27 protein-coding genes are annotated in these 25,637 nt (G+C 72.4%); 17 read left to right on the top strand and 10 right to left on the bottom strand.

Features of this window, described 5'->3' with window-relative positions:
- Positions 1-131: 131 nt before the first annotated feature.
- Positions 132-1,013, top strand: coding sequence for an LLM class F420-dependent oxidoreductase (locus tag ACLZOT_RS23260; RefSeq protein ID WP_416970957.1), 882 nt, complete (start codon positions 132-134; stop codon positions 1,011-1,013).
- Between the two features lie 60 nt (positions 1,014-1,073).
- On the opposite strand, the gene ACLZOT_RS23255 is transcribed toward ACLZOT_RS23260, so the two are convergent.
- Positions 1,074-1,637, bottom strand: a complete 564-nt coding sequence (locus ACLZOT_RS23255; protein ID WP_416970956.1) for an NAD(P)H-dependent oxidoreductase — start codon at positions 1,635-1,637, stop codon at positions 1,074-1,076.
- Between the two features lie 121 nt (positions 1,638-1,758).
- Here ACLZOT_RS23255 and ACLZOT_RS23250 point away from each other — a divergent pair, with 121 nt between their 5' ends.
- From ACLZOT_RS23250 to ACLZOT_RS23240, 3 genes are all read left to right on the top strand, one after another.
- Complete coding sequence (locus ACLZOT_RS23250) at positions 1,759-2,454, top strand: TetR/AcrR family transcriptional regulator (RefSeq protein ID WP_416970955.1); 696 nt, start codon at positions 1,759-1,761, stop codon at positions 2,452-2,454.
- A 118-nt stretch (positions 2,455-2,572) separates the two neighbouring features.
- Positions 2,573-3,613 (top strand): LacI family DNA-binding transcriptional regulator, encoded by a 1,041-nt coding sequence (locus ACLZOT_RS23245; RefSeq protein ID WP_416970954.1) that lies wholly within the window; start codon positions 2,573-2,575, stop codon positions 3,611-3,613.
- Positions 3,614-3,786: 173 nt separating this feature from the next.
- On the top strand, positions 3,787-5,217 hold the full coding sequence (locus ACLZOT_RS23240; protein ID WP_416970953.1) for a benzaldehyde dehydrogenase: 1,431 nt from the start codon (positions 3,787-3,789) through the stop codon (positions 5,215-5,217).
- Here ACLZOT_RS23240 and trxA read toward each other — a convergent pair.
- The gene (trxA, locus tag ACLZOT_RS23235) at positions 5,214-5,603 is read right to left on the bottom strand and encodes a thioredoxin (RefSeq protein ID WP_416970952.1); all 390 of its coding nucleotides are present in this window, start codon (positions 5,601-5,603) and stop codon (positions 5,214-5,216) included. The genes ACLZOT_RS23240 and trxA overlap by 4 nt on opposite strands.
- A 120-nt stretch (positions 5,604-5,723) precedes the next feature.
- On the opposite strand from trxA, the gene ACLZOT_RS23230 reads away from it, so the two are divergent.
- Positions 5,724-7,130, top strand: coding sequence for a dihydrolipoyl dehydrogenase family protein (locus tag ACLZOT_RS23230; RefSeq protein ID WP_416970951.1), 1,407 nt, complete (start codon positions 5,724-5,726; stop codon positions 7,128-7,130).
- 75 nt (positions 7,131-7,205) lie between these two features.
- Here ACLZOT_RS23230 and ACLZOT_RS23225 read toward each other — a convergent pair whose 3' ends face one another.
- A complete protein-coding gene (locus ACLZOT_RS23225) occupies positions 7,206-7,835 on the bottom strand; it encodes a peptide deformylase (RefSeq protein ID WP_416970950.1) in 630 nt (209 codons plus the stop codon).
- 136 nt (positions 7,836-7,971) lie between these two features.
- Here ACLZOT_RS23225 and ACLZOT_RS23220 point away from each other — a divergent pair, with 136 nt between their 5' ends.
- A complete protein-coding gene (locus ACLZOT_RS23220; protein ID WP_416970949.1) occupies positions 7,972-9,372 on the top strand; it encodes a PepSY-associated TM helix domain-containing protein in 1,401 nt (466 codons plus the stop codon).
- A gap of 52 nt (positions 9,373-9,424) precedes the next feature.
- Here the strand turns inward: ACLZOT_RS23220 and ACLZOT_RS23215 are convergent, their stop codons facing one another.
- Together ACLZOT_RS23215 and ACLZOT_RS23210 are read right to left on the bottom strand one after the other, a co-directional pair.
- Entirely contained in the window at positions 9,425-9,862 is a 438-nt protein-coding gene (locus ACLZOT_RS23215) for a MarR family transcriptional regulator (RefSeq protein ID WP_416970948.1), read from the bottom strand.
- A 100-nt stretch (positions 9,863-9,962) separates the two neighbouring features.
- On the bottom strand, positions 9,963-10,469 hold the full coding sequence (locus ACLZOT_RS23210) for a MarR family winged helix-turn-helix transcriptional regulator (RefSeq protein ID WP_416970947.1): 507 nt from the start codon (positions 10,467-10,469) through the stop codon (positions 9,963-9,965).
- 91 nt (positions 10,470-10,560) lie between these two features.
- Between ACLZOT_RS23210 and ACLZOT_RS23205 the strand changes: the two genes are divergently transcribed.
- Both ACLZOT_RS23205 and ACLZOT_RS23200 read left to right on the top strand, forming a co-directional pair.
- The gene (locus tag ACLZOT_RS23205) at positions 10,561-11,526 is read left to right on the top strand and encodes a pirin family protein (protein ID WP_416970946.1); all 966 of its coding nucleotides are present in this window, start codon (positions 10,561-10,563) and stop codon (positions 11,524-11,526) included.
- A 6-nt stretch (positions 11,527-11,532) separates the two neighbouring features.
- Positions 11,533-12,720 carry a fumarylacetoacetate hydrolase family protein gene (locus ACLZOT_RS23200; protein ID WP_416970945.1) on the top strand — a complete coding sequence of 396 codons (1,188 nt, stop codon included), beginning with the start codon at positions 11,533-11,535 and terminating at the stop codon, positions 12,718-12,720.
- A 6-nt stretch (positions 12,721-12,726) separates the two neighbouring features.
- On the opposite strand, the gene ACLZOT_RS23195 is transcribed toward ACLZOT_RS23200, so the two are convergent.
- The 4 genes from ACLZOT_RS23195 to ACLZOT_RS23180 all read right to left on the bottom strand — a co-directional run bounded on the left by ACLZOT_RS23195 (position 12,727) and on the right by ACLZOT_RS23180 (position 18,206).
- Positions 12,727-15,009, bottom strand: coding sequence for a beta-glucosidase family protein (locus tag ACLZOT_RS23195; RefSeq protein WP_416970944.1), 2,283 nt, complete (start codon positions 15,007-15,009; stop codon positions 12,727-12,729).
- Positions 15,010-15,098: 89 nt separating this feature from the next.
- Positions 15,099-15,992 carry a carbohydrate ABC transporter permease gene (locus tag ACLZOT_RS23190; RefSeq protein WP_416970943.1) on the bottom strand — a complete coding sequence of 298 codons (894 nt, stop codon included), beginning with the start codon at positions 15,990-15,992 and terminating at the stop codon, positions 15,099-15,101.
- A gap of 1 nt (position 15,993) precedes the next feature.
- Complete coding sequence (locus ACLZOT_RS23185) at positions 15,994-16,896, bottom strand: carbohydrate ABC transporter permease (RefSeq protein WP_416970942.1); 903 nt, start codon at positions 16,894-16,896, stop codon at positions 15,994-15,996.
- Positions 16,893-18,206: an extracellular solute-binding protein gene (locus ACLZOT_RS23180; protein ID WP_416970941.1), complete on the bottom strand. Its 1,314-nt coding sequence runs from the start codon at positions 18,204-18,206 to the stop codon at positions 16,893-16,895. The genes ACLZOT_RS23185 and ACLZOT_RS23180 overlap by 4 nt, the downstream gene beginning before the upstream one ends.
- A gap of 223 nt (positions 18,207-18,429) precedes the next feature.
- On the opposite strand from ACLZOT_RS23180, the gene ACLZOT_RS23175 reads away from it, so the two are divergent.
- From ACLZOT_RS23175 to ACLZOT_RS23140, 8 genes are all read left to right on the top strand, one after another.
- Positions 18,430-19,452: a LacI family DNA-binding transcriptional regulator gene (locus ACLZOT_RS23175; protein ID WP_416970940.1), complete on the top strand. Its 1,023-nt coding sequence runs from the start codon at positions 18,430-18,432 to the stop codon at positions 19,450-19,452.
- A gap of 65 nt (positions 19,453-19,517) precedes the next feature.
- On the top strand, positions 19,518-20,627 hold the full coding sequence (locus ACLZOT_RS23170; protein WP_416970939.1) for a hypothetical protein: 1,110 nt from the start codon (positions 19,518-19,520) through the stop codon (positions 20,625-20,627).
- 69 nt (positions 20,628-20,696) lie between these two features.
- On the top strand, positions 20,697-21,062 hold the full coding sequence (locus ACLZOT_RS23165; RefSeq protein ID WP_416970938.1) for a hypothetical protein: 366 nt from the start codon (positions 20,697-20,699) through the stop codon (positions 21,060-21,062).
- Between the two features lie 77 nt (positions 21,063-21,139).
- Positions 21,140-21,319: a hypothetical protein gene (locus ACLZOT_RS23160; protein WP_416970937.1), complete on the top strand. Its 180-nt coding sequence runs from the start codon at positions 21,140-21,142 to the stop codon at positions 21,317-21,319.
- Between the two features lie 12 nt (positions 21,320-21,331).
- On the top strand, positions 21,332-21,988 hold the full coding sequence (locus ACLZOT_RS23155) for a hypothetical protein (RefSeq protein WP_416970936.1): 657 nt from the start codon (positions 21,332-21,334) through the stop codon (positions 21,986-21,988).
- Positions 21,985-22,869 carry a DUF6895 family protein gene (locus ACLZOT_RS23150; RefSeq protein ID WP_416970935.1) on the top strand — a complete coding sequence of 295 codons (885 nt, stop codon included), beginning with the start codon at positions 21,985-21,987 and terminating at the stop codon, positions 22,867-22,869. Before ACLZOT_RS23155 ends, ACLZOT_RS23150 begins: the two co-directional genes overlap by 4 nt.
- Positions 22,866-23,780, top strand: a complete 915-nt coding sequence (locus ACLZOT_RS23145) for a DUF6895 family protein (protein WP_416970934.1) — start codon at positions 22,866-22,868, stop codon at positions 23,778-23,780. Before ACLZOT_RS23150 ends, ACLZOT_RS23145 begins: the two co-directional genes overlap by 4 nt.
- Positions 23,780-24,778: a serine hydrolase domain-containing protein gene (locus tag ACLZOT_RS23140; RefSeq protein WP_416970933.1), complete on the top strand. Its 999-nt coding sequence runs from the start codon at positions 23,780-23,782 to the stop codon at positions 24,776-24,778. Before ACLZOT_RS23145 ends, ACLZOT_RS23140 begins: the two co-directional genes overlap by 1 nt.
- 1 nt (position 24,779) lies before the next feature.
- Here ACLZOT_RS23140 and ACLZOT_RS23135 read toward each other — a convergent pair whose 3' ends face one another.
- On the bottom strand, positions 24,780-24,983 hold the full coding sequence (locus ACLZOT_RS23135; RefSeq protein ID WP_416970932.1) for a DUF6059 family protein: 204 nt from the start codon (positions 24,981-24,983) through the stop codon (positions 24,780-24,782).
- Between the two features lie 204 nt (positions 24,984-25,187).
- Between ACLZOT_RS23135 and ACLZOT_RS23130 the strand changes: the two genes are divergently transcribed.
- Positions 25,188-25,634: a hypothetical protein gene (locus ACLZOT_RS23130; protein ID WP_416970931.1), complete on the top strand. Its 447-nt coding sequence runs from the start codon at positions 25,188-25,190 to the stop codon at positions 25,632-25,634.
- Positions 25,635-25,637 lie beyond the last annotated feature (3 nt).

Raw genomic sequence — 25,637 nt, 5'->3', positions numbered from 1 at the left:
GAAAGCCGTTTCGGCTCCTTGCCTTTTTGCTGCCCTCCTCCTGTCTTGACTCCTTCGTCTTGACTTCGAGAGCGCTCGAAGTCATAGCGTCGGACGTGCCAGAAGATCGTCCGGTGAGCAGGAGACGGACCATGCGTGTCGGTGTGCACATCAATCGTTTCGACCATCCCGGAGGCGGGGGCGCGCTCGGCGCCGAACTCGCCGCGACCGGAGCGGCGGCGGAAGCGGCCGGGGTCAGCCGCCTGTCGGTGATGGACCACTACTTCCAGATGGAGTTCAACGGCGGCGCCGAGGACCCGATGCTGGAGGCGTACACGACGCTCGGCTTCCTCGCGGCGAACACCTCCACGGTCAAGCTGGGCGCCCTCGTCACCGGCGTCACCTACCGCCACCCCGGCCTCCTCGCGAAGATCGTCACCACCCTAGACGTCCTCTCCGGCGGCCGGGCCTGGCTCGGGATCGGCGCGGCCTGGTACGACCGTGAGCACGCGGGCCTCGGCGTGCCGTACCCGGCGGTTGCGGAGCGCTTCGAGCGGCTGGAGGAGACCCTGAGGATCACCCTCCAGATGTGGGACCCGTCGGACAACGGCCCCTTCGAGGGACGGCACTACCAGCTCGCCGAGACGCTGTGCGTCCCGGCACCGGTCAGCGCCCCGCACCCCGAGATCCTCATCGGCGGCGAGGGCGAGAAGAAGACGCTGCGCCTCGTGGCCCGGTACGGGGACGCCTGCAACCTGTTCGCCTCGTCCCCGGAGTCGGTGCGCCACAAGCTGGAGGTGCTGCGCGGGCACTGCGAGACCGAGGGCCGCGACTACGACGCGATCACCAAGACGATCACGTACATGGGCGGGGCGGCGGGCGAGGGCGACGTCGAGGCGTTCCTCGCGGACATCGCCGGGTACGGGAAGCTCGGCATCGAGACGGTGATCCTCGGGCCGACGGTCGGGAATCCGGTCGGGTGGATCGAGGGGTTCGTGGGGCAGGTCGCGCCCCGGCTGGCGGAGCTGGACTGAACGCGCGAGGGCCGGAGCCTCTTCCGGAAGGCTCCGGCCCTGTCAGCGCTGCTGGGTGCCTCAGGCGGCAGCCGGCTCCGTCGCGTGGCCGTGCAGGGCGTTGACGACCTCGGCGAGCTGCGCCGCGACCTCGGCGTCGTCCGAGGGGTGGGTCTCGGCGAAGCGGGTCAGCGAGCCGGGGATGGAGAGCTTGGCGTCCTCCAGGACCTTGCCACCGGCGATGCCGACGGCCTTGCGGGCCTCGTCCTGCGCCCAGACGCCGCCGAACTGGCCGAAGGCGGTGCCGACGACGGCGGCGGGCTTGCCGGTGAAGGCGCCGGCGCCGTACGGGCGGGACAGCCAGTCGATGGCGTTCTTCAGGACGGCGGGGATGGTGCCGTTGTACTCGGGGGAGAAGAGCAGGAAGGCGTCGGCGGAGCCAGCGGCCTCGCGCAGCTTCACGGCGGCGGCCGGGACGCTGCCCTCGACGTCGATGTCCTCGTTGTAGAACGGAACCTCGGCGAGGCCCTCGAACAGCACGACCTCGGCGCCCTCGGGAGCGACCTTGACAGCGGCCTCGGCGAGCTGGCGGTTGGTCGAGCCGGCGCGGAGGCTGCCTACGAGCGCCAGGATACGGACAGACATGGGTACTCCCAGAAGTGCGAACGGAAAGCCGTGTGGGGATCCGGACCGAGGTCCGTTTAAGGTTCTACCACCATAACCGGACCGGGGTCCAGTTTCATTCCCGGTGCTTTACGCTGAGTTCATGTCCGCCCTTCTGCCCCCCTTCGTGAACCCCTCGGACCACCCCGCCGCCGAACCCGAACTGCTCCAGCTCGAACAGCCCGGCGACGAGCCCTGCCTGCGGGCGGACGCCGCGCGCAACCGGGCCCGCCTGCTGGACGCGGCGGCCAGACTCGTCGCCGAACACGGCGCGGCCGGCGTCACGATGGAGGCCGTCGCCGTCGAGGCGAACGTCGGCAAGGGCACCGTCTTCCGCCGCTTCGGCGACCGCACCGGCCTGCTCAACGCCCTCCTCGACCACTCGGCGCACAAGTTCCAGGCCGCCTTCCTCTCCGGCCCCGCGCCCCTGGGCCCCGGCGCCCCGCCGGTCGAGCGCCTGCACGCCTTCGGCCACGCCCTGCTGCGCACCACCCTCGACCACATGGATCTCCAGCTCGCCGCCGAACCCGCGGCCGACCGCCGCTTCGCCGTCGGCGCCGGCCGCTTCCTGCACAGCCACGTCGTCATGCTGCTGCGCCAGTGCGCCCCCGACGCCGACCACGTCCTGCTCGCCCACGCGCTCATGGGCTACCTGAGCCCGCCCTTCGTCAACCACATGGTCCGCCAGTGCGGCGAACCCCTGGAGCGGCTCGAAGCGGGCTGGAGCGACCTCGTGGACCGGGTGACCCGTGCGGCCCCTGTGACGGGTGTCGCCGGACGCCCGGCAAACCCTGTGTGACGAAGGTCTCGTCACCCCCCTGAGACCCTGGTCACAGGGTGTGCGGACCGGCCAGGAGGACGTCGGCCTGATTCCCCCTTGCTCCCGCCCCGCCGCGCCGCGCGTTGCATCTGCCAAGATGCCGTACGTCATGGTGCAGATACCCAGAACGCCCGTGCCGCCCGCGCCGCGGCCCGTGCCCACCAGCGCCGATGTCGCCCGCCTCGCCGGAGTCTCCCGGGCGACCGTCTCCTACGTCCTGAACAACACCAGCGCCGTCCGGATCAGCGAACCCACCCGCAGACGCGTCCACGACGCCGCCCGCGAACTCGGCTACGTCCCCCACGCCGCCGCCCGCAGCCTGCGCGCCGGACACAGCCGCATGGTGCTGATGCCCTCCCCGACCGTCGCCGCGGGCCCCCTCTACAGCCACTTCGTCCACGACCTCCAGCAGTCCCTGAGCCACCTCGGCTACACCGTCGTCCAGTACGGCGCCAGCGGACTGCGCGGCCAGGAAGCCGTCCGCGCCTGGGCCGAACTGCGGCCGGTCGCCGTCCTGGTGCCCGGCACCGGCATCGGCGCGGAGGGCGTCGCCGTCCTGAAACGCGCCGGGGCCAAGGCCGTTGTCGCCCTCGCCGCCGAACACGTCCCCGGCGCCCACACGTTGATCCTCGACCACACCGACGTCGGCCGCCTCGCCGCCCGGCATCTGTACGAGCGCGGCAGGCGCCGTATCGGGGTCGTCGTCCCCGTCGAACGCGGGATGGACATGTTCTCCACGCCCCGACTGAACGGCGTGCGCGAGGAATTGGCCGGCACCGACGCCGAGGTCACCGAACTGTCGATGGCCCACACCGAGGAGTCCGCCCTCGAACTCGCCGCCCGCTGGCCGGACTCCGGGCTCGACGGGGTGTTCGCCTACAACGACGAGTACGCCCTCCCGCTGCTGCGCGCCCTCCAGGACACCGGGGTCCGTGTCCCCGAGGACGTCGCCCTCGTCGGCGCCGACGACCTCCTGACGGCCCGGCTGGCCCGGCCCCGGCTCACCTCCGTCGCGATCCGGCTCCCCTCCGGGGCCGCCCTCGCCGACCTCGTCGACCACGCCGTGCACGCGCCCGGCACCGAGGCCGAGCACGGGGACGCCATCCAAGTCGCCCTGGTGGCACGGGAGTCCAGCTGAATCCCGGGCCGGGAAAATGTGTCACGGGTCACCGGAATTCTGTTCGACACGGCTAAGCTGTTGCGCGCTCAACCAATTCGGGTCCGCGCTGCCCCCAGCCGCGGGCCACGCCTGCCCGCCGGGTGCCGGACGCCCCCGGGCCGCCGTACAGAGCCGCCGAACGGAGAGCCGACATGCCGTTGCTCGACCCCTCGACCTGGTTGACCCGCCCGGGCGTTGAACACCCCGTCGTCGAAGCCGCCACCGGCGAACGGCTCGCCACCGTCACGCTCGCCGGCCCCTCGGACGTCGCCGCCGCCACCGAGGCCGCGCAGGCCGCCCAGCGGGAGTGGGCCGCCGCACCCCACTTCGTGCGCGCCGGCGTCCTGCGCAGGGCCGGGGACCTGTTCACCGCCCACGCCCCCGAACTGCGCGACTGGCTCGTCCGCGAGGCCGGGTCGATACCCGGCAAGGCCGACTTCGAACTCCACGTCGCCGCCCAGGAGTGCTACGAGGCCGCCGCCCTCGCCTCCCGGCCCACCGGACAGCTCCTGCCCAGCGAACAGCCCCGGCTCTCCTACACCCGCCGGGTGCCCGCGGGCGTCGTAGGCGTCATCGCGCCTTTCAACGCGCCGCTGATCCTCTCCATCCGGTCCGTCGCGCCCGCCCTCGCGCTCGGGAACGCCGTCGTGCTCAAGCCCGATCCGCGCACCGCGGTCTGCGGCGGGCACGCGCTCGCCGCGATCTTCGCCGAAGCGGGCCTGCCGGACGGGCTGCTGCACGTGCTGCCGGGCGGCGCCGAGACCGGGGCCGCGCTCGTCGCCGACCCCCGGGTGCCCGTCCTGTCGTTCACCGGGTCCACCGGGGCCGGGCGGGCCGTCGGGGAACTCGCCGGGCGGCATCTGAAGCGGGTCCACCTCGAACTCGGCGGGAACTCCGCGCTGATCGTCCTGGAGGACGCCGACCTCGACGCCGTCATCTCCACCGCCGCCTGGGGGTCCTTCTTCCACCAGGGCCAGATCTGCATGACCACCGGCCGCCACCTCGTCCACCGCTCCCTCTACGACGAGTACGTCGAACGCCTCGCCGCCAAGGCCGACTCCCTCGCCGTCGGCGACCCCCACCGCGCACAGGTCCACCTCGGGCCGCTCATCGACGACGGACAGCTCACCAAGGTCCACGCGCTCGTCACCGCCAGCACCTCCGCCGGCGCCAAACTCGCCGCCGGGGGCACGCACGAGGAGCGCTACTACCGGCCGACCGTCCTCGCCGACGTCACCGACGACACCCCCGCCTACGCCGAGGAGGTCTTCGGGCCCGTCGCCCCCGTCCGCCCCTTCGACACGGCGGAAGAGGCCGTCGCCCTCGCCTCCGCGAGCACGTACGGCCTCTCCCTCGGCATCGTCACCCCCGACGTCACCCGGGGCCTCGACCTCGCCTCCCGCATCCCCACCGGCATCGTCCACATCAACGACCAGACCGTGAACGACGAGGCGATCGCACCCTTCGGCGGGCTCGCCGCGTCCGGCAACGGGACACGGTTCGGCGGCGAGGCGAACCTCGACGCGTTCACCGAACTCCGGTGGACGACGGTCCGCGGCGACGTCGCGGGATATCCCTTCTAGTCCTTGTCCGCGTTCTTCTGCTGCTCGGCGATCGACTTGCGGACCTCGTCCATGTCCAGCTTGCGCGCCTGTCCGATGACGTCCGTCAGGGCGGCCTCGGGCAGCGCGCCCGGCTGTGCGAACACCGCGACCTGGTCACGGACGATCATCAGCGTCGGGATCGACTGGATCCCGAACGCCGCCGCCAGCTCCGGCTGCGCCTCCGTGTCGATCTTCCCGAACACCAGGTCGGGGTTCGACTCCGCCGCCTTCTCGTAGACCGGCGCGAACGACCGGCACGGCCCGCACCACGCCGCCCAGAAGTCGATCAGCACGAACTCGTTCTCGGTGACCGTCTTGTCGAAGTTCTCCTTGGTGAGCTCGACCGTGCTGCTCATGGTGTCCAACCTCTTCCAGTTCGGGGGGATCTCGTGGGCATCCGTCCCGGCAAACGCGGCCCGGGACGTCGGTATTCCGGCCGCCTACCCCTGTGGCCCCGCCGTACGCCACCCACCAGACTGGGGCCCATGAGCGAATCGGAAACCATTGCCTACGACGTGATCGTCATCGGCGCCGGGCCCGTCGGGGAGAACGTCGCCGACCGGACGCGGGCCGCGGGGCTGACCACCGCGATCGTCGAGAGCGAGCTCGTCGGGGGCGAGTGCTCCTACTGGGCCTGTATGCCGAGCAAGGCGCTGCTGCGGCCGGTCATCGCGCGGGCGGACGCGCGCAGGGTGCCGGGGCTGCGGGACGCCGTCGCCGGGGCGCTCGATGTGCCCGCCGTGCTCGCCAACCGTGACTACTTCACCTCCCACTGGAAGGACGACGGCCAGGTCGGGTGGATCGAGGGGATCGGGGCGGAGCTGTACCGGGGGCACGGGCGGCTCTCCGGCGAGCGGACGGTGACGGTCGGCGGGCAGGTGCTGACGGCACGCCACGCGGTGGTCGTCGCCACGGGGTCGCGGGCCGCCCTGCCCTCGCTGCCGGGTCTGGCCGAGGTCCGGCCGTGGACCAGCCGCGAGGCGACGAGTGCGCAGAGCGTGCCGGGGCGGCTGGTCGTCGTCGGCGGGGGAGTGGTCGCCGTCGAGATGGCCACGGCGTACCAGGCGCTCGGGTCTCAAGTGACGGTGCTGGTGCGGGGGAGCGGGGGGCTGCTGCCGAGGATGGAGCCGTTCGCCGGGGAGCTGGTCGCGGAGGCGCTGGGCGAGGCGGGGGCCGAGATCCGTACGGGGGTGAACGTCGCGTCGGTGAGCCGGGAGGACGGTGCCGTGCGCGTCGCCCTCGACACCGGGGACGTGATCGAGGCGGACGAGATCCTCTTCGCGACGGGGCGTGCGCCGCGTACGGACGATCTGGGCCTGGAGACGGTCGGCCTGACGCCGGGTACCTGGCTCGACGTGGACGACACGCTCCAGGTGACCGGCACGGACTGGCTCTACGCCGTCGGTGACGCCAACCACCGCGCCCTCCTCACCCACCAGGGCAAGTACCAGGCCCGGATCGCGGGCGCCGCGATCACGGCGCGGGCCTCGGGCGATCCGCTGGGCGCCGCGCACCGGGCGAGCGCCGACCACTACGCCGTCCCGCAGGTCGTCTTCACCGACCCCGAGGCCGCGTCGGCGGGGCTGACCCTGGCGGAGGCGGAGTCCGCGGGGCACCGGGTCCGCGCGGTCGACGTGGAGTTCTCGTCGGTCGCGGGGGCCGGGCTGTACGCCGAGGGGTACCGGGGGCGGGCGCGGATGGTCGTCGACCTGGAGGAGGAGATCGTCCGGGGCGTGACCTTCGTCGGCCCCGGAGTGGGGGAGATGATCCACTCGGCGACCGTCGCCGTCGCCGGCCGCGTGCCGGTGGACCGGCTGTGGCATGCGGTGCCGGCTTATCCGACGGTCAGTGAGGTGTGGCTGCGGCTGCTGGAGGCTTACCGGGACCAGTAGAGGGCGGCAGGGGGAGGGCTGCGGGGGCGTACGGCAACGCGGATCCCAGCGAGGTGTTCACGGCGACGCGGGTGCTTACGGCAGCGCGAACCCCAGCCCCTCCGCCGCCTCCCCCGGCGTCGCCTGCGCCCACCTCGCCGCCAGCACCTCGTTCGCGGCCAGCGACCTCAGCTCGGCCCGGTCGAGGTACAGCCCTCCGTCGAGGTGGTCCGTCTCGTGCTGGACGATGCGGGCGGCCCACCCCGTGAACACCTCGTCGACGATCCGGCCCGTCTCGTCCTCCCCCTTGAGCCGCACCTCGGCGTGCCGGGCGACGACCGCCTGGTATCCGGGGACGCTGAGGCACCCCTCGTAGAACGCGGCCCGCTCGGCGCCGACCCCTTCGTACGAGGGGTTGACCAGCACCCGGAACGGCTGCGGGGCGCGGGCGCGGGCCGCCTTGATCTCGTCCGGGACCGTCGCCGGGTCCTCGATGACCGCGATGCGCAGGGGGACGCCGACCTGGGGCGCGGCCAGGCCCACTCCGGGCGCCGCGTGCATGGTGACGCGGAGGGCCTCGACGAGGCGGGCCAGCAGCGCGGGGCCCAGCTGGCCCTCGTACCGGGCGGTGCCCGCGCGCAGGACCGGGTCTCCCGCCGGGACGATCGGCAACGGGCCGTCCGTGGAGAGGAGTTGCTCGATCTGGTCCGTCAGGTGGGTGTTCATCGGGTCAGGATGCCACGCGTACGGATCGGTGTGATGCAGGTCACTGAAATCGCCGGGAACTCACCGGCCCCGCCGCCCGACTACTGAACCGCAACGGCTGACAGCCACCGTCCCCAGCCCCCGGAGAACCCCGCCGATGTCCACCGCTCCCCCGACCGCCACGGACGAGGTCCCGCAAGACGACGCTCCGGCGGCGCAGCCCGCGCCGAAGAAGCGGGGTCCGTGGGCGCCGCTGCGTCCGCTCGTCCTGCGCCTGCACTTCTACGCCGGGATCCTGGTCGCCCCCTTCCTGCTGGTCTCCGCGCTCACCGGCCTCCTGTACGCGGCCTCCTTCCAGGTCGAGAAGATCGTGTACGCCGACGAACTCACCGTCCCCGTGGGCGAGTCGAAGCTCCCGATCTCGGAGCAGGTCGCGGCGGCGCGTAAGGCGCACCCGGAGGGCACGGTCTCGGCGATCAGGCCTTCGCCCGAGGACGACGCGACGACCCGCGTGCTGCTGTCCGGCGTGCGGGGCGTCGCCCCGACGCACACGCTGGCCGTCTTCGTGGACCCGTACACGGCGAAGGTGGAAGGCGACCTGGAGCAGTACGGCTCGACCGGCGCCCTCCCCGTCCGCACCTGGATCGACGAGTTCCACCGGGACCTGCGCCTGGGCGAGGACGGCCGCCTGTACAGCGAGTTCGCGGCGAGCTGGCTGTGGGTGATATCGCTCGGCGGCGTCGTGCTGTGGTTCTCCCGCCGGAGGGCGCTGCGCAAGGTGCGCGGCACCACGGGACGGCGCCGCAATCTGGGCCTGCACGGCACGCTGGGCGTCTGGGTGGCCCTCGGCTTCGTGTTCCTCTCCGCGACCGGCCTCACCTGGTCGAAGTACGCGGGCGAGAGCGTCACGCAGTTGCGCACCTCCCTCGGCCAGACCACTCCGTCGGTCTCGTCGGCGGCGTCCGGCGGCGAACACGCGGGCCACGGCTCGGCCTCGGCGGCGGGCGGCACCGGCGAGCACGGCGTCGGCCTGGACAAGGTCCTCGCGGCGGCGCGGGCCAAGGGGCTCGGTGACCCCGTCGAGATCGTGCCCCCGGCCGACGCGGAGTCGGCGTACGTCGTCCGCCAGGTCCAGCGGAGCTGGCCGGAGAAGCAGGACGCGGTCGCCGTCGACCCGGGGACCGGCGTGGTCACGGACACCGTGCGGTTCGCCGACTACCCGGTGCTGGCCAAGCTGACCCGCTGGGGCATCGACCTGCACACCGGCGTCCTGTTCGGCCTGGTCAACCAGATCGCGCTGATGCTGCTGGCGCTCGCGCTGGTCGTGATGATCCTGCTGGGCTACCGGATGTGGTGGCAGCGCGGACGCGGCAAGGCGTTCGGGCGGCCGATCCCGAGGGGCGCGTGGGCGGAGGTCCCGCCGTACATCCTCGTACCCGGGATGGCGCTGATCGCGGCGCTGGGGTACTTCGTGCCGCTGCTGGGGATCCCGCTGGCCGCGTTCATCGTGGTGGACGTGGTGCTGGGGGAGATCGCGCACCGCAGGCAGAGAGCCTGACGGCACGGACAGGGCCCGGTTCCGCATCAGGAACCGGGCCCTTCTCCGTGAACTACCCCTCCAGCTCGGCGAGTTCGGCGTTCGCCCGCTCCGTCACCACGTCGAGCACCCGGCCCGCCACCGTCAACTCCTCCTCCGTGAGCCCGGCGTAGAGCCGCGCCGACACCTCCGCGACCGCCGCGCTGGCCGTGGCGAAGAGCGCGCGTCCGGCGTCGGTGGGGCGCAGGAGGCGCGGGCCGTCGAAGAACTCCAGGTATCCCCGTGCGGCGAGGTAGGTCACCGCCTCCTTCGACACGGCGTGGTCGTTCTTGAGATCGTCGCTGAGCCGGTCCGCGAGGTCGTCCGGCGTGAAGGGACCGTCGGCGGCGAGCGCCGCGCGCAGGGCGAGGTGGTCGAGGAAGCCGATCCCGTGCCGGTCGAGGACACGCTCGGCGACCGCGCGTCCGGCGTGGTGGGCGAGGCCGATGGTGCGGCCGTTGACAGTGGTCATGACGTCTCCCGAGTGATGTCGTGAGGTCGAGCGGGGGTGTCGGACGGCGGCGGGGTGTCTCGGTGGTGTCAGGGGTGCCGGGCGGGTTGTGGCCGCGGGATCACGAGGGGGCGTCGGCCGACGGCAGGGGTGTCATCGGTGTCATCGGTGTCAGCGGCGTCAGGGGTGTCTCCAGCAGCAGCCGCAGGTCGTCCGCGAAGGCCGCCGCCCGCGCGCTGTCCTGCCCGCCCAGCGGTGCCAGCATCTGGTCCAGCAGCCCCTGGACGACCCCGATGGCCCGTCGGGTCACCGCACTCCCCTCCTCCGTGAGGGTGAGCCGCATGGCCCGCGGGTCCCTGGGGTCCTTCTCCCGGGTCAGGAACCCGGCGGACTCCAGCGCCCGCGCCAGTTTGGAGACGTACAGCGCTTCGAGCCCCGTCTGATCGGCGAGCCGGCGCTGACTGGGCCGTACGCCGGCCCGCCGCATCCCGTACAGCGAGGCGAGGACGACGTACTGCGCGTGCGTGAGACCCACGGGGGCCAGCGCCCGGTCGACCGCGACCCGCCACTTGCCCGCGAGGCGCCAGACCAGGGAGCCGTGGGTCACCTTCTCGTTCCCGGTGCTCATGAGCCGATACCGTACATGGCTATGATGTCCATGGCTACTATCTGGGTGAAGTCGCCGGACAAGACCCGTCCCGCAGGGCTAGGTTGACCCCATGAGCAACCTTGATCGGGCCCCGGTCCCCGCCGTCTGCGGCGGCCGGGGATTCGTCGTAGCGGAACCGGTACGCGAACTCCTCACCCCCCGCCGGGTCCAGCTCGGAGGGTCCACCGAGGTCCGCAGACTCCTCCCTAATCTGGGCCGACGCATGATCGGTGCTTGGGCATTTGTCGACCACTACGGCCCGGACGACATCGCCGGCGAACCCGGGATGCAGGTCCCCCCGCACCCCCACATGGGCCTCCAGACCGTCAGCTGGCTGCACGACGGCGAGGTCCTGCACCGCGACTCCACCGGCAGCCTCCAGGAGATCCGCCCCCGCGAACTGGGCCTCATGACCTCGGGCCGCGCGATCAGCCACTCCGAGGAGAGCCCCCGCGACCACGCCCGCCTCCTGCACGGCGCTCAGCTCTGGGTCGCGCTGCCCGACGCGCACCGCCACACGGAACCCCGGTTCGAGCACCACGCCGCCCTCCCCGAGGTGACCGCCCCCGGCCTCACCGCGACCCTGATCCTCGGCACCCTCGACGGCGCCGCCTCCCCGGGCACCGCCTACACCCCGATCACCGGCGCGGACCTCACCCTCACCGAGGGCGCGGACGTCCGCCTCCCCCTCGACCCCGGCTTCGAGTACGCGGTCCTCGCGATGTCCGGCGAGACCCACGTCGACGGCGTCCCCGTCCTCCCCGGCTCGATGCTCTACCTCGGCTGCGGCCGCACCGAACTCCCCCTGCGCGCAGGGTCGGACGCGAGCGTGATGCTCCTGGGCGGCGAGCCCTTCGACGAGGAACTCGTCATGTTCTGGAACTGGATCGGGCGCTCCCAGCAGGAGATCGAACAGGCCCGCGCCGACTGGATGGAAGGGACACGGTTCGGAACGGTGAAGGGGTACGACGGCGCCCCGCTGCCCGCTCCGGAACTGCCGGCCGTGCCGTTGAAGCCCCGAGGCAGGGTGCGCTGACCTGCCATGGAATCGGCAGCAGTGCGCCCCCGCCCGGTCCTCACGGCCGGCTCCGTCCTGCCGGCGGACGCCGACCGGGCCGTCCTCGTCGCGCGGGTTCACGATCCGGAGTGGGACGGACCGTGTGTGGCCGCGGTCCGGGGCGAGCAGGTCGTCGACCTGACCGCCGTCGCCCCGACCGTCTCCGACCTCGTGGAACGCGACGACGCGGCGGCGGTCGTCCGCGAGGCCGACGGCGGACGGGTCTGGCACCTGGACGAACTGCTCGCGGCGCCGGCCGGACGCCGTGACGTTCCGCGTCTGCTCACCCCCATCGACCTGCAAGTGATCAAGGCCGCGGGCGTCACCTTCGCCCGGAGCCTGCTGGAACGCGTCATCGAGGAGCGCACGGGCTGCGATCCGGCACAGGCCGCGCGGATCCGGGCCCGGGTCGGGCAGGTGGTGGGCGGCAGGCTCGACGGCATCCGTCCCGGATCGCCGGAAGCGGACAGGGCCAAGGAACTGCTCGTCTCCGAGGGGCTGTGGTCGCAGTACCTGGAGGTCGGGATCGGCCCTGACCCGGAAGTGTTCACCAAGGCGCCGGTCCTGTCCGCGGTCGGCACGGGCGCCGACATCGGCGTGCTCGGCGCCTCGGTGTGGAACAACCCCGAGCCCGAGGCCGTCCTCGTCGTGGACTCGCGCGGCCGGGTACGCGGCGCGACGCTCGGCAACGACGTCAACCTCCGCGACATCGAGGGACGCAGCGCCCTGCTGCTGTCCCGCGCGAAGGACAACAACGCCTCCTGCGCGATCGGCCCGTTCGTCCGCCTGTTCGACGAGGACTTCGGCCTCGACACCGTACGCGGGATCGACATCGACCTCCGGGTCGACGGCACGGACGGCTACGTACTGCGGGGCAGCAGCTCCATGCGCGAGATCAGCCGCGACGTACTGGACCTGGTGGCCGCCACGCACGGCCCGCACCATCAGTACCCGGACGGCTTCGCGCTGTTCACCGGAACGCTGTTCGCCCCCACCGAGGACCGCCAGGCGCCCGGCGCGGGCTTCACCCACGAGTACGGCGACGTCGTGCGGATCTCCAGCCCGCGGCTCGGCGCCCTGGTCAACACCGTCGTCCCGAGCGAGGAGGCCGCGCCGTGGACGTTCGGCGTGGGAGCGCTGATGCGCAGCCTCGCCCGGCGCGGCGTGCTGTGAGACGGTTCAGGCCCGGCCCTCCGGCGCCTGCCCGATCGTGGCGTGCAGGCGCCGCGTGTGGTCCACCCGGCGCTCGGCCCCGGTCAGCGTGACCCTGGCCGTCAGGCGCGGATCCGCGCTGGAGGCGGCCAGCCGCACTTCCAGCTCGCCCGGTTCGACGACGCGCCGGCCGTCGCGTCCGGTGAAGGAGGCGACGTCGGCCGGGACCGTGACCCGCAGGCGCCGGGCCTCACCCGGCTCCAGCTCGACCCGGGCGTAGCCGACGAGGCGCTGCACCGGCTGGACGACGGAGGCGACCGGGTCGTGCAGATAGACCTGGACGATCTCGGTCCCGGGCCGCTCGCCCGCGTTGCGGACGGTGAAGGCGAGGGCGAACTCGCCGTCCGTCGGGGCCTCTTGGGCGTCCAGGGCGAGGTCTGTCCAGTCGAACCGTGTGTAGGACAGACCGTGGCCGAAGGCGAACGCCGGGGTCGGGTCGATGACGGACACCTCGCTGACGTGAGCGAGCCGCGCCCCGAGGTACGTGGCCGGCTGGGAGCCCGGCCCGCGCGGCACGCCGACCGGGAGACGTCCCGAGGGACGGGTACGGCCGCTGAGCACCCCGGCGATGGCGCGCGTGCCTTCCTCACCCGGGAAGAAGGACTGCACGATCGCGGCGGACTCCGCCACGGCGCGGCCGAGGGCGTACGGCCGTCCCGCGAGCAGGACGGTGACCACGGGTGTCTCCAGGTCGAGCAGGGCGTCGAGCAGGTCCTGCTGCGCGCCGGGCAGCACCAGGGACTCGACGTCGCACCCCTCGCCGGTGGTGCCCCGCCCGAAGTGCCCGGCGCGGTCGCCGAGCACGACCAGGGCGATGTCGGCCTCGCGTGCCGCCCGGGTGGCCTCGGGGATGCCGGAGAGGTCTCCGTCGTCGATTCCGGTGCCGAGGGCGACCGTGATCTGGGCGTCGGGGAACTCGGCGGTGAGAGCCTCGCGCAGCGTGGGCAGTTCGATGCCGAGCGGGGTACCGGGGTGGCGGACGCCGATGTGCCGGGGGAAGGAGTAGCAGCCGAGGACGGCGGTGGGCTCGTCGGCGTTGGGGCCGAGCAGGGCGATGCGGCGCGGCCCCGTGAGCGGCAGGGTGCCGTCGTTGCTGAGCAGCACGACCGCTTCCTCGGCGATCGTGCGGGCCAGTGCGCGGTTCTCGGGGCAGTCCAGGTCGATTCGGCCGCGCAGGGCGGCCGGTTCGTCCAGCTCCGCGCCGTCGAGCGCGGCCGGCACGGGGTTCCAGTCGGGGTCGAGCAGGCCGAGCGCCGCCTTCTGGGTGAGGGTCCGGCGCAGGGCGCGATCGACCAGCGCTTCCGGTACGCGGCCGTCGGCGACGGCTTCGGCCAGGGGTGCGCCGTACGTCTTGACGTTGGGCAGTTCTGTGTCGATGCCCGCGCGCAGCGCCGTGCCGGCGGCGTCGGACCAGTCGGCCGCGATGCCGTGCAGGGTCTTGAGGAAGGCGATGGCGAAGTAGTCGGAGACGACGGTGCCGTCGAAGCCCCAGGTGTCGCGCAGCAGCCCGGTGAGCAACTCCTCGTCGGCCGCGGAGGGGATGCCGTCGGTGTCGGTGTAGGCGTTCATCACCGAGCGGGCGCCGCCTTCACGGAGCGCCATCTCGAAGGGCGGCAGCAGGATGTCGGCGCGTTCCCGCGGGCCCATGGAGGAGGGGGCGAGGTTGCGGCCGGCGCGTGAGGCCGAGTAGCCGGCGAAGTGCTTGAGGGTGGCGACGATCCCGGCGGATTCGAGGCCCCGCACGTAGGCCGTCCCGATGGTGCCGACGAGGTACGGGTCCTCGCCGATGGTCTCCTCGACCCGGCCCCAGCGGGCGTCGCGCACCACGTCGAGGACGGGCGCGAGCCCCTGGTGGACGCCGACGGCACGCATGTCGCGGCCGATGGCGGCGGCCATGCGCCGTACCGCGTCCGGGTCGAAGGTGGCGCCCCAGGACAGCGGAACGGGGTAGGCCGTCGCCCCCCAGGCGGCGAAACCGGCCAGGCACTCGTCATGGGCGAGGGCGGGGATGCCGAAGCGGTTCGTGGCGGCGATACGGGCCTGGGTGCGGGCCAGTGACAGCGCGCCCACGGCGGGGTCGACCGGGACCGTGCCGAAGGGCCGGGTCAACTGGCCCAGTCCGTCGGGCAGAAGCGCTTCGAGGTCGACGGCCTCCTCCATGTCGTGCTGGTGGGGCGCCACTTCACCGCCCTGGTCGCAGGCGCCCACCCACACTCCGTACAGCTGGGCGGTCTTCTCCTGAAGGGTCATCGCGTCGATCAGGGCGTCGACTCTCGCGGTGACGGGAAGAGTGGGGTCGTTCCAGATCCCACGTCCGTCGGACCCTCGGCCGGGGCGCGTCAACGGCTGAATCCGGCGGTCAGACCGCTGAGCAGCTGGCGGCGGCCGAACACGTACAGGACGATCAGGGGCAGGGTGGTGAGGACGACGGCGGCCAGCAGGGCGGGGATGTTGACCCCGTACTCCCCCTGGAAGGTCCACAGGGCGAGCGGCAGAGTCCGCCGGGACGGGCTCTGGGTGAGGATCAGCGGCAGCAGGAAGCCGTTCCAGATGGTCAGCGCGTTGAAGATGGTCACGGTGAGGATGGCCGGGCGGGTGAGCGGCGCCGCCAGGCGCCACAGCGTCCCCCACTCGGTGGCCCCGTCCACCCGCATCGAGTCGAACAGCTCCTTGGGCACGTCGCGGATGAAGTTGGCGAGGATCAGCACGGACAGCGGGATGGAGAAGGCGATCGACGGAAGGATCAGCGCCAGCAGGCTGTCGTACAGCTGGAGCTTGATGATGATCAGGTAGATCGGGATGACCGTCGCCTGGAGCGGGATGGCGAGGCCCATGAGGAACAGGCCGTTCACCACGCGCAGGAACCGCATGCGCCAGCCGCGCACGATGGCGTAGGCGGCCATGAAGGAGACCGCGACCGCCGGCACCACCGCGCCGACGGTGACCACGACGCTGTTCCAGAAGTAGCTGAAGAACTCGGACTCCAGGACCAGCTGGTAGTTGTCCAGCGTGGGGTCGGCCGGAGGCGCCAGCGGGTTGCTCGCGTAGTAGGTGGTCCGGGCCTTGAGGCTGGTGATGAGAATCCAGTAGAGGGGGATGACGACGACGGCGAGCCAGAGCCATCCGGCCAGCCCGCCGAGCCAGTTGCGCCGGCCGGCGGTCCCACCGGGACGGCGCCCCCGCTGACGTGGGGTGGTCTTCTGGGGCTGCGGCTTGGTCAGCGTGGTGGTCATGTCAGACTCCTTCGAGCTGGCTCTCGCCGGCGTCCCGGCCGCCGAGCCGGCGCAGCAGCAGGGCGAGGCCCAGACCCACCAGGACCAGGATCACCGCGATGGCGCTGGCCGGCCCCATCAGGCTGGCCTGGAAGCCCCGCTTGTACATGTCCAGCGCGAGGACCCGGGTGGCGTCCGACGGGCCGCCCTCGGTCAGGACGAAGATGAGGTCGAAGAAGGTCAGCGAGCCGACCACCATCAGTGTCGACGAGGTGATGATGGTGTATTTGAGCTGGGGCAGCGTGATGCTGAAGAACTGGCGGACCTTTCCGGCGCCGTCCAGCTGCGCGGCCTCGTACAGGGACCGCGGGATCTGCTGGACGCCCCCCTGGTAGATCAGCGAGTGGAACGGCACGAACTGCCAGGAGACGACGAAGACCACGACACCGAAGGCGAGCCAGGGGCGGCCCAGCCAGTCCTTGCTGAGCCAGTCGAACCCCAGCCCGGCGCCGAGCCCGAAGTTGGGGTCGAGCAGCGCCTTGTACGCGACGGCGATGGCGGCCGAGCTGAGCAGGAGCGGGACGAAGTAGATCAGGCTGAGCACCGCACGGTAGCGCTGGCGGCCGGCCAGGAACGTGCCGAGCAGAATGCTCGCCGGTGTCTGGACCGCCCAGGACACGGCCATCACCAGGAACGTCACCCACAGGGCGTGCGGCAGCCCGGGTTCGGTGAGCACCGCACGCCAGCTGGTCAGCCCGGACGGTTCGATGGTGCCGATCCCGTCCCACGTCGTGAAGCTCAGCGCGAAGACGCCGACGAGCGGGACCACGGCGAAGCCGACGAAGAACAGCAGCGCCGGCACGGCCAGCCAGGGCAGGATGCCGCGCCGGCCCTCGCGCCCGGGGGAGCCCGTGAGTGCGCTCACGTGCCGATGACCTTGTTGAGATTGCCGGCGAACTGCTGGGGCGAGATGGACAGCTGGAACAGCTTGGTGATGTTGTCCAGCAGTGCTTCGGCGGCCGTCGGGCTGAGTGCCTGGTCCCAGGACTGGCTGAACGACTTCGCGTTGTTCGCGATGCCGTACACGAACTCCAGGAACTCGGAGCTCCTGGAGCCGGCCAGCAGTCTCTGCGAGTCCTTCCGGAGCGGCACCGCCCCGGTGTCGATCCACTCCTTCACCTCCTCGTCCGTGAGGACGCCGGTGGCGAAGAACTTCTTCGCGATCTCCTTCTGCTCGGCACTGGCCTTCGAGGAGATGGACAGGTACTGGGCGGGGTTGCCGACGGAGTTGCTCGGATCGCCCTTGCCGCCTTCGACGGGCGGGAAGTTCATGAAACCGAGGCCGCCACCGGAGACGAAGTTCTTGCCCTCGGTCTGCTGGATGCCGTACGACCAGGAGCCGTGCAGCATCATCGCGGCCCTGCCGGTGTACAGCAGCGCCTGGTCGGCGTTGGAGTCCGCGGTGATCGAGGAGAAGCCCTTGATGAATCCGCCCGCCTTGACCAGGTCCTGGAGTTTGGTCAGCGCCTCGATGGCGGCCGGGTGGGACCAGGCGTCCTTCTCGCCGTCGTAGGCGGCCTGGAACACCTCGGGGCCGCCGATGCGGTCGAACAGGAACTCCAGCCACATCATGTTCGTCCACCGGGACTGGCCGCCGAGGGCGAACGGGGCTATGCCCTTCGCGTTGAACCGGGGCACCAGGGCCATGATGTCGTCCCAGGATCGGGGCGGCTGGACGCCGACGTCGGCGAAGACCTTCTTGTTGTAGAACAGGACGATCGGCTCCACGCTCTCGGTCGGCACCGCGTAGATCTTGCCGTCGACGGTCGCCGGGCCGAACGAGTTCGGCAGGAGCCGGTTCTTGAGGTCGGGGTGCTCGGCGAACCACGGGGTGAGGTCGTCGACCTGGCCGGCCTTCACGTAGGTGCGCAGCGTGCCGCCGCCCCACCCCCAGATGATGGTGGGCGCCTTCCCGGCGCCGATGGCGGTCTTGATCCGCGTCTTGTAGGCGTCGTTCTCGAAGGTGGTGACCTTGATCTGCCCCTTGGGGTTGGCCTTGTTGAACCGCTCCGCCGCACCGGTCCTGACGCCTTCCTGAGGCTGACCGCTGAGGTGCCAGTACGTGGCCGTCGCGTCGTCGCCCCCGCTGGGGCCGGACGAGCCGCAGGCCGCGAGGGCCGCGGAGGCCGGCGCCGCGGCGGCCAGGCCGAGGAGGGTACGTCGGGAGAGCGCCATGTTTCTTCTCCGCACTCGAGAGCCGTCGGCTTCTCGTGAGTCAGGGGGAAAGGTTTTCGAAACAGCTGTCTCCGAGCTCTGTCCGTGCAAACTAGGTTTCGATCTGACGCCCTGTCAAGGTGCGTGCAGGCCCGTTGTGGTGTCGGATACAGGCCCCTAATATCGGGCTGATGACGGCCCTCCGGTAATCTTGACGGGGACCGAAACTATTTCGGAGGAACCGATGCGTCCGAACGACAGGCGCACCACCTTGGCCGACATCGCCGAAGCGGCGGGAGTCTCCGTCGCGACCGTGTCCAAAGTGGTCAACGGCCGCGGTGACGTGGCGCCGCACACCCGCAGCCGGGTGCAGGAACTGCTGCGTCAGCACGACTACCTCGCGCCCGTGTTCCGCCACACCGAGACCGTCGAGTGCCCGACCGTCGAGGTGCAGTTCCAAGGTGGCCTCAAGCCGTACGTCGCCGAGGCCCTGGAAGGCATCATCGACTCCGCCGCCGCGTCGGGAGCCTCGGTGGTGATCAGCAAGGCGTCCCACGCCCCGCACTGGGCCCGGGACCTGGTCTCCGCCGGGCGCAGCGCCGTCATCGCGGTCACCAGCGTGTACACCACGGCGCATGTGAACGAACTGGCCCGGTTCGGGCTGCCGTTGGTCGTGCTGGACCCCATGCACCTGCCGGACAGTCGCGTCCACAGCGTCGGGTCGACCAACTTCGGCGGCGGCCTGGCCGCGACCCGGCACCTGCTCTCCCTGGGACACCGCCGCATCGCCTACATCGGCGGACCCGCCATGGCTGTGTGCAACCAGGCGCGCGTGCACGGCTACCGCGCCGCCCTGGAGGCGGAAGGAGCGCGGGTGCCCGACGCCTATGTCCGGTCCGGGGAGTTCACGTACGAGGCCGGGGTGTTCGGCGCCACGGCCCTCCTGGGCCTCCAGGAGCCGCCGACGGCGATCTTCGCCGGCAACGACGAGATCGCCATCGGTGTCATCGAGGCCGCCCGCACCCGGGGTCTGCGTGTCCCCGAGGACCTGAGCGTGGTCGGCTTCGACGACACGAGCTTCGCCCAGATGGCCTCGCCGCCCCTCACCACCGTGCGCCAGCCGCTACGGGAGATGGGCGCCGCCGCCCTGCGCACCGTCCTGCGCCTGGCAGGCGGTGAGAAGGTCGAGTCCCACCACATCGAACTCGCCACCGAACTCGTGGTCCGCGCCTCGACGGCGCCACCCCGCGAGGCTGACACGACGTGAACTCCCGTGTACAGAAAGCGTGATGACCCCGTGCCGGGCCGCCGTACTCGGTAGGCTTCCTCGGCGTGGTGGAGAAGATCCGTCTCGCGGACGTCGAACACGTACCGACGGACGACCTGGTGCCCCTGATCAGCGAACGCTTCGACAACCTGGTCACCGTGGCGGTCGCGGAGGCCGTCAGCGGGTACGTCCCGCAGCGCACCCGCAGGCTGCTGCGCAGACCGGAGTGGCGGCAGGACTGGCAGGACGCCCTGCTGTGCGCCGACGGGGAGCTCCAGGTCGCCACGGAACGCATGCGCTACACCGGCGACCCGCGCCTGGAGACGACCGAACACCGCCTGCGCCGGGTGCGGGTGCGCCGCAACGAGGCCGGCGTGCTCGTCAAGAAGCTGCGCCGGGACGACTTCCTGGGCAGCGTCGAGCGCAGGGCGGGCACCGACTCCCGGCTCACCGCGCAGGGCTGGCTGCGGCTCGCGTTCCCGGCGGAGTACACCGCCCTCCTCGCCGAGGAGCGGGCGCGGCTGAACGTCGCCGAGCCGCCCGGGGATCCGTCGTTCCGCGACGTCCACGAACAGATCGAGCACGCCTGCGCCCACGGCCTGCTCACCGCGCCCCGCACCCCCGAGGTCGACAGCCTGCTCGGCGCCGCCGACACCGTCGTCCGCCACACGGCAGCCGAGGACGCCAAGGACCAGGAGGGCCGCAACACCGCACTGCGCCACCCCCTGCTGCTCGGGCGCTGGGAGAACGCCCTGCGGGAACTCGGACGGACGACCGCCGTGCGGGCGCGCGCCGAGACGCCGCACGCCCTCGGTGTCCTCCCGGACGACTTCTACGCGCTGCCCCGCCCGGAGGCGACCGGCGTCCTCAACGCCCGCCGCTTCCTCGCCGCCCTCCAGCAGCGGCGCCTGGAGTACAAGCGGTACGTCCGCCAGCTCACCCAGGCGCTGCGCGAGCGGGCCCGCGAGAACCCGCGCGTCCTCGCGGCGGCCGAGGCGAAGGCGGGCGCCTCCGCGCGCCTCGCCGAGCGGCATCCCCGGGAGTACGCCCACGTCCTCGCCGTCCTGCGGCCCTTCGAGGAGCGGGACGGCGTCCTGCCCCAGGACCTGGTCTCCAGCCCCCGGCGGGCCGAGCTGAAGCGGGAGGTCCTCGCGGCGCTCGCGAACGGGGTCTGAGCCCCGCACGATGGGGTGGATCGCCGCGAACACCCCGGACGGCCGGGCCCGCTCGGGGACCATGGCCGTATGAACGACGACGCATTCCTGGAGACCACCCGGCGGTTCGCGCGCCGCCTGGCCGAGCTGCGCGGCAGTCTCGACCCCGAGGCGTACGCCCTGCTGCTGCGCATTCTCAAGGGGACGAACGAGGCGCTCGTGCACCGTGACACCAGCGTCGACATCGACCTGTCCGACCGGGAACAGGAGCTGTTCACCCCGGAGTTCGGGGAACGGCTGCGTGAACTCCTCGATCTGTTGGGCCCGTTGGGTGCGATGACCTCGGTCGATCTCGACGCGCTCACCGGTCCCGAGGCCGAAGCGCGGGAGGCGGAGCGGGAGCGGCTGCGGCGGGAGGTGGAGGCGATCGCCCGCGCGAGCGGTCTGCCGACCTGACGTGAATGGTCAACTTGCGGTGATTTGTCCCGAATATAGGCTTTGAGGAGTCATCCCCTTCTGAGGAGCTGATTTCCATGAGCATGGAACGCACGTTGCCGACCGAACTCACCGTCCAGGTGGACCACCTGGTCGACGCACCCGAACAGGACGGCGTCTACCAGGACAGCGCCGAATGCGCGGCCCTCCTGCTCGTCGGCGCTGCGCTGCTGCTCTCGCCGCCGACCCCGCGCCCGAAGAAGCCGGCGAAGAGCTAGAGGAGAGCCGCGTTGGCTGAGCTGCAGACCGCTGTGGCCGACGCGGCGACCGGGGTCATCCTCGCCCTGCGCGAGGGTGACCCCTACGCCGTGTCCCGCGTCCTGCGCCCCGAAGACCCCCTCACCCCGGCCGCCGTCCGGGTCCTCGGCGCCGACGTCCTCGTCCCGTACACGCTGAGCGGCCACGCGGCCGACGACGACGGCCCCCTCGTACGCCAGGCCCTCGCCGCCTACCCGCCGACGGCCGGTTCCGCCGTGTCCGCGTGGAGCCACCACGGGCTCGCCGAGTCGGCGCGCACCCTGCTGCCCGGGGCCTGGCCCGCCGCCGGGGACCCCGACACCGGCTGGACCGAACACGAACCCTGGCCGCGCCTGACGCACCAGGTCTCCCAGCTCGCCGCCCTCGCCGTGCCCGGACTCGCCCCCGGCCTGGAGGAGCGGCTCGCCGCACGGGCCGTCGACCTGTCGCGCGGCTTCGTCCGCGCCGTACGCCGCCGGGACTGGCTCCAGGCCGCCGGCGTCGGACGCTGGCTCGCCCGGCTGCCCGGCGTGCCCGACTCCCTGGGGCTCGCGGCCGGGCTCGTGTTCGTGGAGCGGTGGGGCGCCGCCGACCCCCGGGTCGTGCTCCAGGTGGAGGCGGCCCGCCGGCTCTTCGGGACCGGCCGGTGACGGCCCTCCTCCTCGACCGGGTCGCGCGGCGGGCGCTCGGCTGGCTCACCGCGCACCGCGACGCCTTCCGGCTGCCCGCCGACGCGACGACCGACGCCGACCGCGACCTCACCTGGAAACCCCTCGGCGAACTCGCCCAGCTCACCGGCCGGATCGCCGCCCTGCACCCCAGCGCCGACCTGCGCGCCGAGGCCGCCGCCCTCTTCGCGTTCGCCTGGGCCGAGACCCGCGAGGGCGCCCTCTTCGCGGAACTCGTCCACCGCGAACCCCACGCCACCTACCCCGTCGAGATCTACGCCGTCTTCGCCCAGGCCGGCCTGCGCCACCGCGCCACCGACGAACTCACCGCCGCCACCGCCCCGCTCCGATCCCGGACCGTCGCCCTCGACACCCCGACCCGCACCCTCGGCGTCCTCATGGCCGAACGCCGCATCGGCCTCGCCCCGCACACCGACCCGGCCGCCGAACTCGCCCGCACCTGGCTCGGCGTCCGCCCCGAACCCTGGGCCCTCGACCTCCGTACCGCCTACGGGCTCACCCACGACGTCTTCCACGTCACCGACTGGGGCGCCGACCGCACCGCGCTCACCCCCGAAGCCGCCCGCTACCTGCGCCTGTGGCTCCCCGCCTGGCTCGACGACCGGCTCGCGCAAGGCGAGTGGGACCTCGTCGCCGAACTCCTCGCGGTCGGCGCCTGCCTGCCCGACGCCGACCCCTACGACGGGGCCTGGGCGCGGCTCGCCGAGGCGCAGTCGGCCGACGGGGGGCTCCCCGAACAGGACGCGTTCCCCCGGGACTCGTTCCGGGCCTGCTACCACTCGACGCTGGCCACGGCCTTCGCGGCGACGCTGGCGCTCTTCGGAAGGAACCCCGCGCCATGACCGTGACGGCAGCCTCCCCGGCCCTCCTGCACCGGGTGGGGGAGCGGGCCCTCGACTGGCTCGACAGCCACCGCGACCGCTTCCGGATCGTCCCCGAGGACCACGCCTCCGGCCTCGCCCTCGGGGAACGCCTCAAGCCCGTCGGTGAACTCGGCGTCAACATGCGGGTGTTGTTCCGCGAGGGCGTCGTCGGCTCCCGGCAGCGCGAGCGGTGCGGCGCGCTCCTCGACTTCGCCTGGCGCGAACTCCTCGACGGCGGCGGGGTGCTGGCCGCCCTCCAGCGGCAGGAACCGCACTCGCCGGTACCCCTGGAGGTGTACGTGCCGTTCCACGAGAGCGGCTACCGCCACCCCGGCCTGGAGGACATGCTCGCCGTGTCCCGGCTCACCCGCAGCTGGGCCGCCGTCGAACGGCCCCCCAACCGGCAACTCGCCCTGCTCAGCGCCGAACGCCGCATCGGCCTCACCCCCAGCGCCGACTTCGACGAGACCCTCCGCCGCACCTGGCTCGGCCAGCTCCCCGAACCGTGGACCGTGCAGCTCCACATCGCCTACGACATCACCCACACCGTCTTCCACATCACCAACTGGGGCGAGAAACCGCACGCGATGCCCGCCGACATCGCCGGCTACCTCGACCGCTACCTCCCCGCCTGGCTGGAGACCTGGGCCGACCTCCGGCACTGGGACCTCCTCGGCGAACTCCTCGTCGTGGACGCCTGCCTGCCGGCCCCGACGCTGGACACCGACCTGTGGGAGCGGTACGCGGCGGCCCAGGACCCCTCCGGCGCGTTCCCCGTCCACGGGGAGATGCCCGACGGCGACCCCGGCGACGTCTTCGACCTCGTCCACCACCCCACCCTCGTCGCCGCGTTCGCCTCCGCCATGGCCGTCTCCCGGGCGCTCGGCTGATGCCCGCCCCCGACCCACGCCTCGCCGAGGCCCTCCACCGCATCGACGCGCCCGACGCCGTCCTCGGCGTCTCCCGGCAAGGCCGGCGGACCGTCGTCGGCGCCGACGGGGCCGTACGGGCGCTGCGGTACGAACTCGGGTCGCTCACCAAGACGTTCACCGTGCTGCTCGCCGCGCGCCTCGCCGACGAAGGGGTGCTCGGCCTCGACGACCCCCTCGCCGCGCACCTGCCCGTCCCGGCCGGACCGATCACCCTGCGCCACCTCGCCACCCACACCTCGGGCCTGCCCCGGATCCCCCGCGACCTGCTCCCCGGCGCCTTCCTGCGGCCCCACCGCAACCCCTACACCGCGTACGGCACGGACCGGCTGCTCGCCGCGTTCGCCCGGACCCGGCCCCGGCACGCGCCCGGCGAGCACTGGGCCTACTCCAACTTCGGCGTCGCCCTCCTCGGGCAGGCGCTCAGCCGGACGGCCGGGGTGCCGTACCCCGAACTGCTCGCCGGGCGGGTGCTGACGCCGCTCGGCATGACACGGACCGGCGCGACGGCCGCCGACACGGACATCGTCGGCTACCGCAAGGACGGCACGACCCGCGTGCCGTCCACCTCGATGGGGGCGTTCGCACCGGCCGCCTCCGTGCGGGCGACGCCGGGGGACCTGCTGACGTACGCCGAGGCGCACCTCGTACCCCGGGGCGTGCTGGCGGGCGCCCTGCGCGAGGTCGTCGTCCCCCAGCTGCGGCGCGGGCGGCACCGGGAGGCGCACACCCTGACCTGGTTCCAGCACGAGACCGGGCACGGGCCGCTGCTCTTCCACAGCGGCGCGACCTTCGGGCAGCAGGCGTACGCCGGCTTCCACCCGGCCTCCGGCACGGCCGTCGTCGCCCTCGCCAACCGGCACCACCGGGGCTGCCGGCTCGTCCCCGTCGCCCACGAACTCCTGCACGCCCTCGCCGCCACCACCGAGGCGCCCCGCTCGGCGGCCTCCGGCGCGTGAGTCACCACAGCCGGGACCACACGGACCACTCCTCGGGGGACAGCGGCACATGGGGGACGTGGCGCTCGGGGTGACCCGGGCCGGGCAGGCCGGGGCCGGGCGCCGGGGGTGGCTGCGGGGGGTCGGGCTGCTCGTCCAGCACCTCCGGTGACATGCCGAGGGCCAGCGCGCCCATGATCTGCACGCTGCGGACCAGCTCCCGCACCCATCTCCTGAGCAACCGCCGCACCATGGACCGACCGCCCTCCGCCACCGGGTCCCGTACGCCCGCATCCTGCGGACGCCCCCTTCACGACCGGTCGAGGAGCGGTCGACGCACGCTGATGGAAGATCGCCGGACAGTCGTTACAAGAGGCGGACGAGGCGCTGCGTACGATGTGGCCGTTCTGGTGACCAGTAAGGAGACGGGATGCGGTTTCGGCAGGTCGGAGGCTGTGTCGTGGCCCTCCTCTGCCTCGCCGCGTGCGGGCGGCCGGACGGCGGGGTGAAGATCGAGGGGCCCGCGGTGACCGCCGCGCAGTGGTCGGGGCCGACGTACATCAGCGATGTGTACGGGCGGGCCTGGCGGCATCCCACCGAGATCGCCGTGGAGAGCCTCTACCTCGTCGGACTGCACTGGACCGGGTGGGGAACCGCGCGGCCGACGTCCACCGGGATCGCGCAGGACAGCGTGTGCAACGCCGGATGCGACGACGGGAAGACGGCGCAGTACCGCGTGAAGATCGTCCTCGACGGGCTCACCCGGCGCGGGGACGTCGCCTACTACGGGCACGCCGCCATCACCCCGCTGAAACCGCCCGCTCCCTTCTGGGCCGAGGGCAACGACGACATGACGCTGGACGTGCCGGACGATTGAGAG

The organism is Streptomyces sp. 4F14 (assembly GCF_048159485.1).
Lineage (GTDB): Bacteria > Actinomycetota > Actinomycetes > Streptomycetales > Streptomycetaceae > Streptomyces.
The sequence above is the reverse complement of the archived record's forward strand: the minus strand, read 5'-3'. Positions and strand labels throughout refer to the sequence as shown.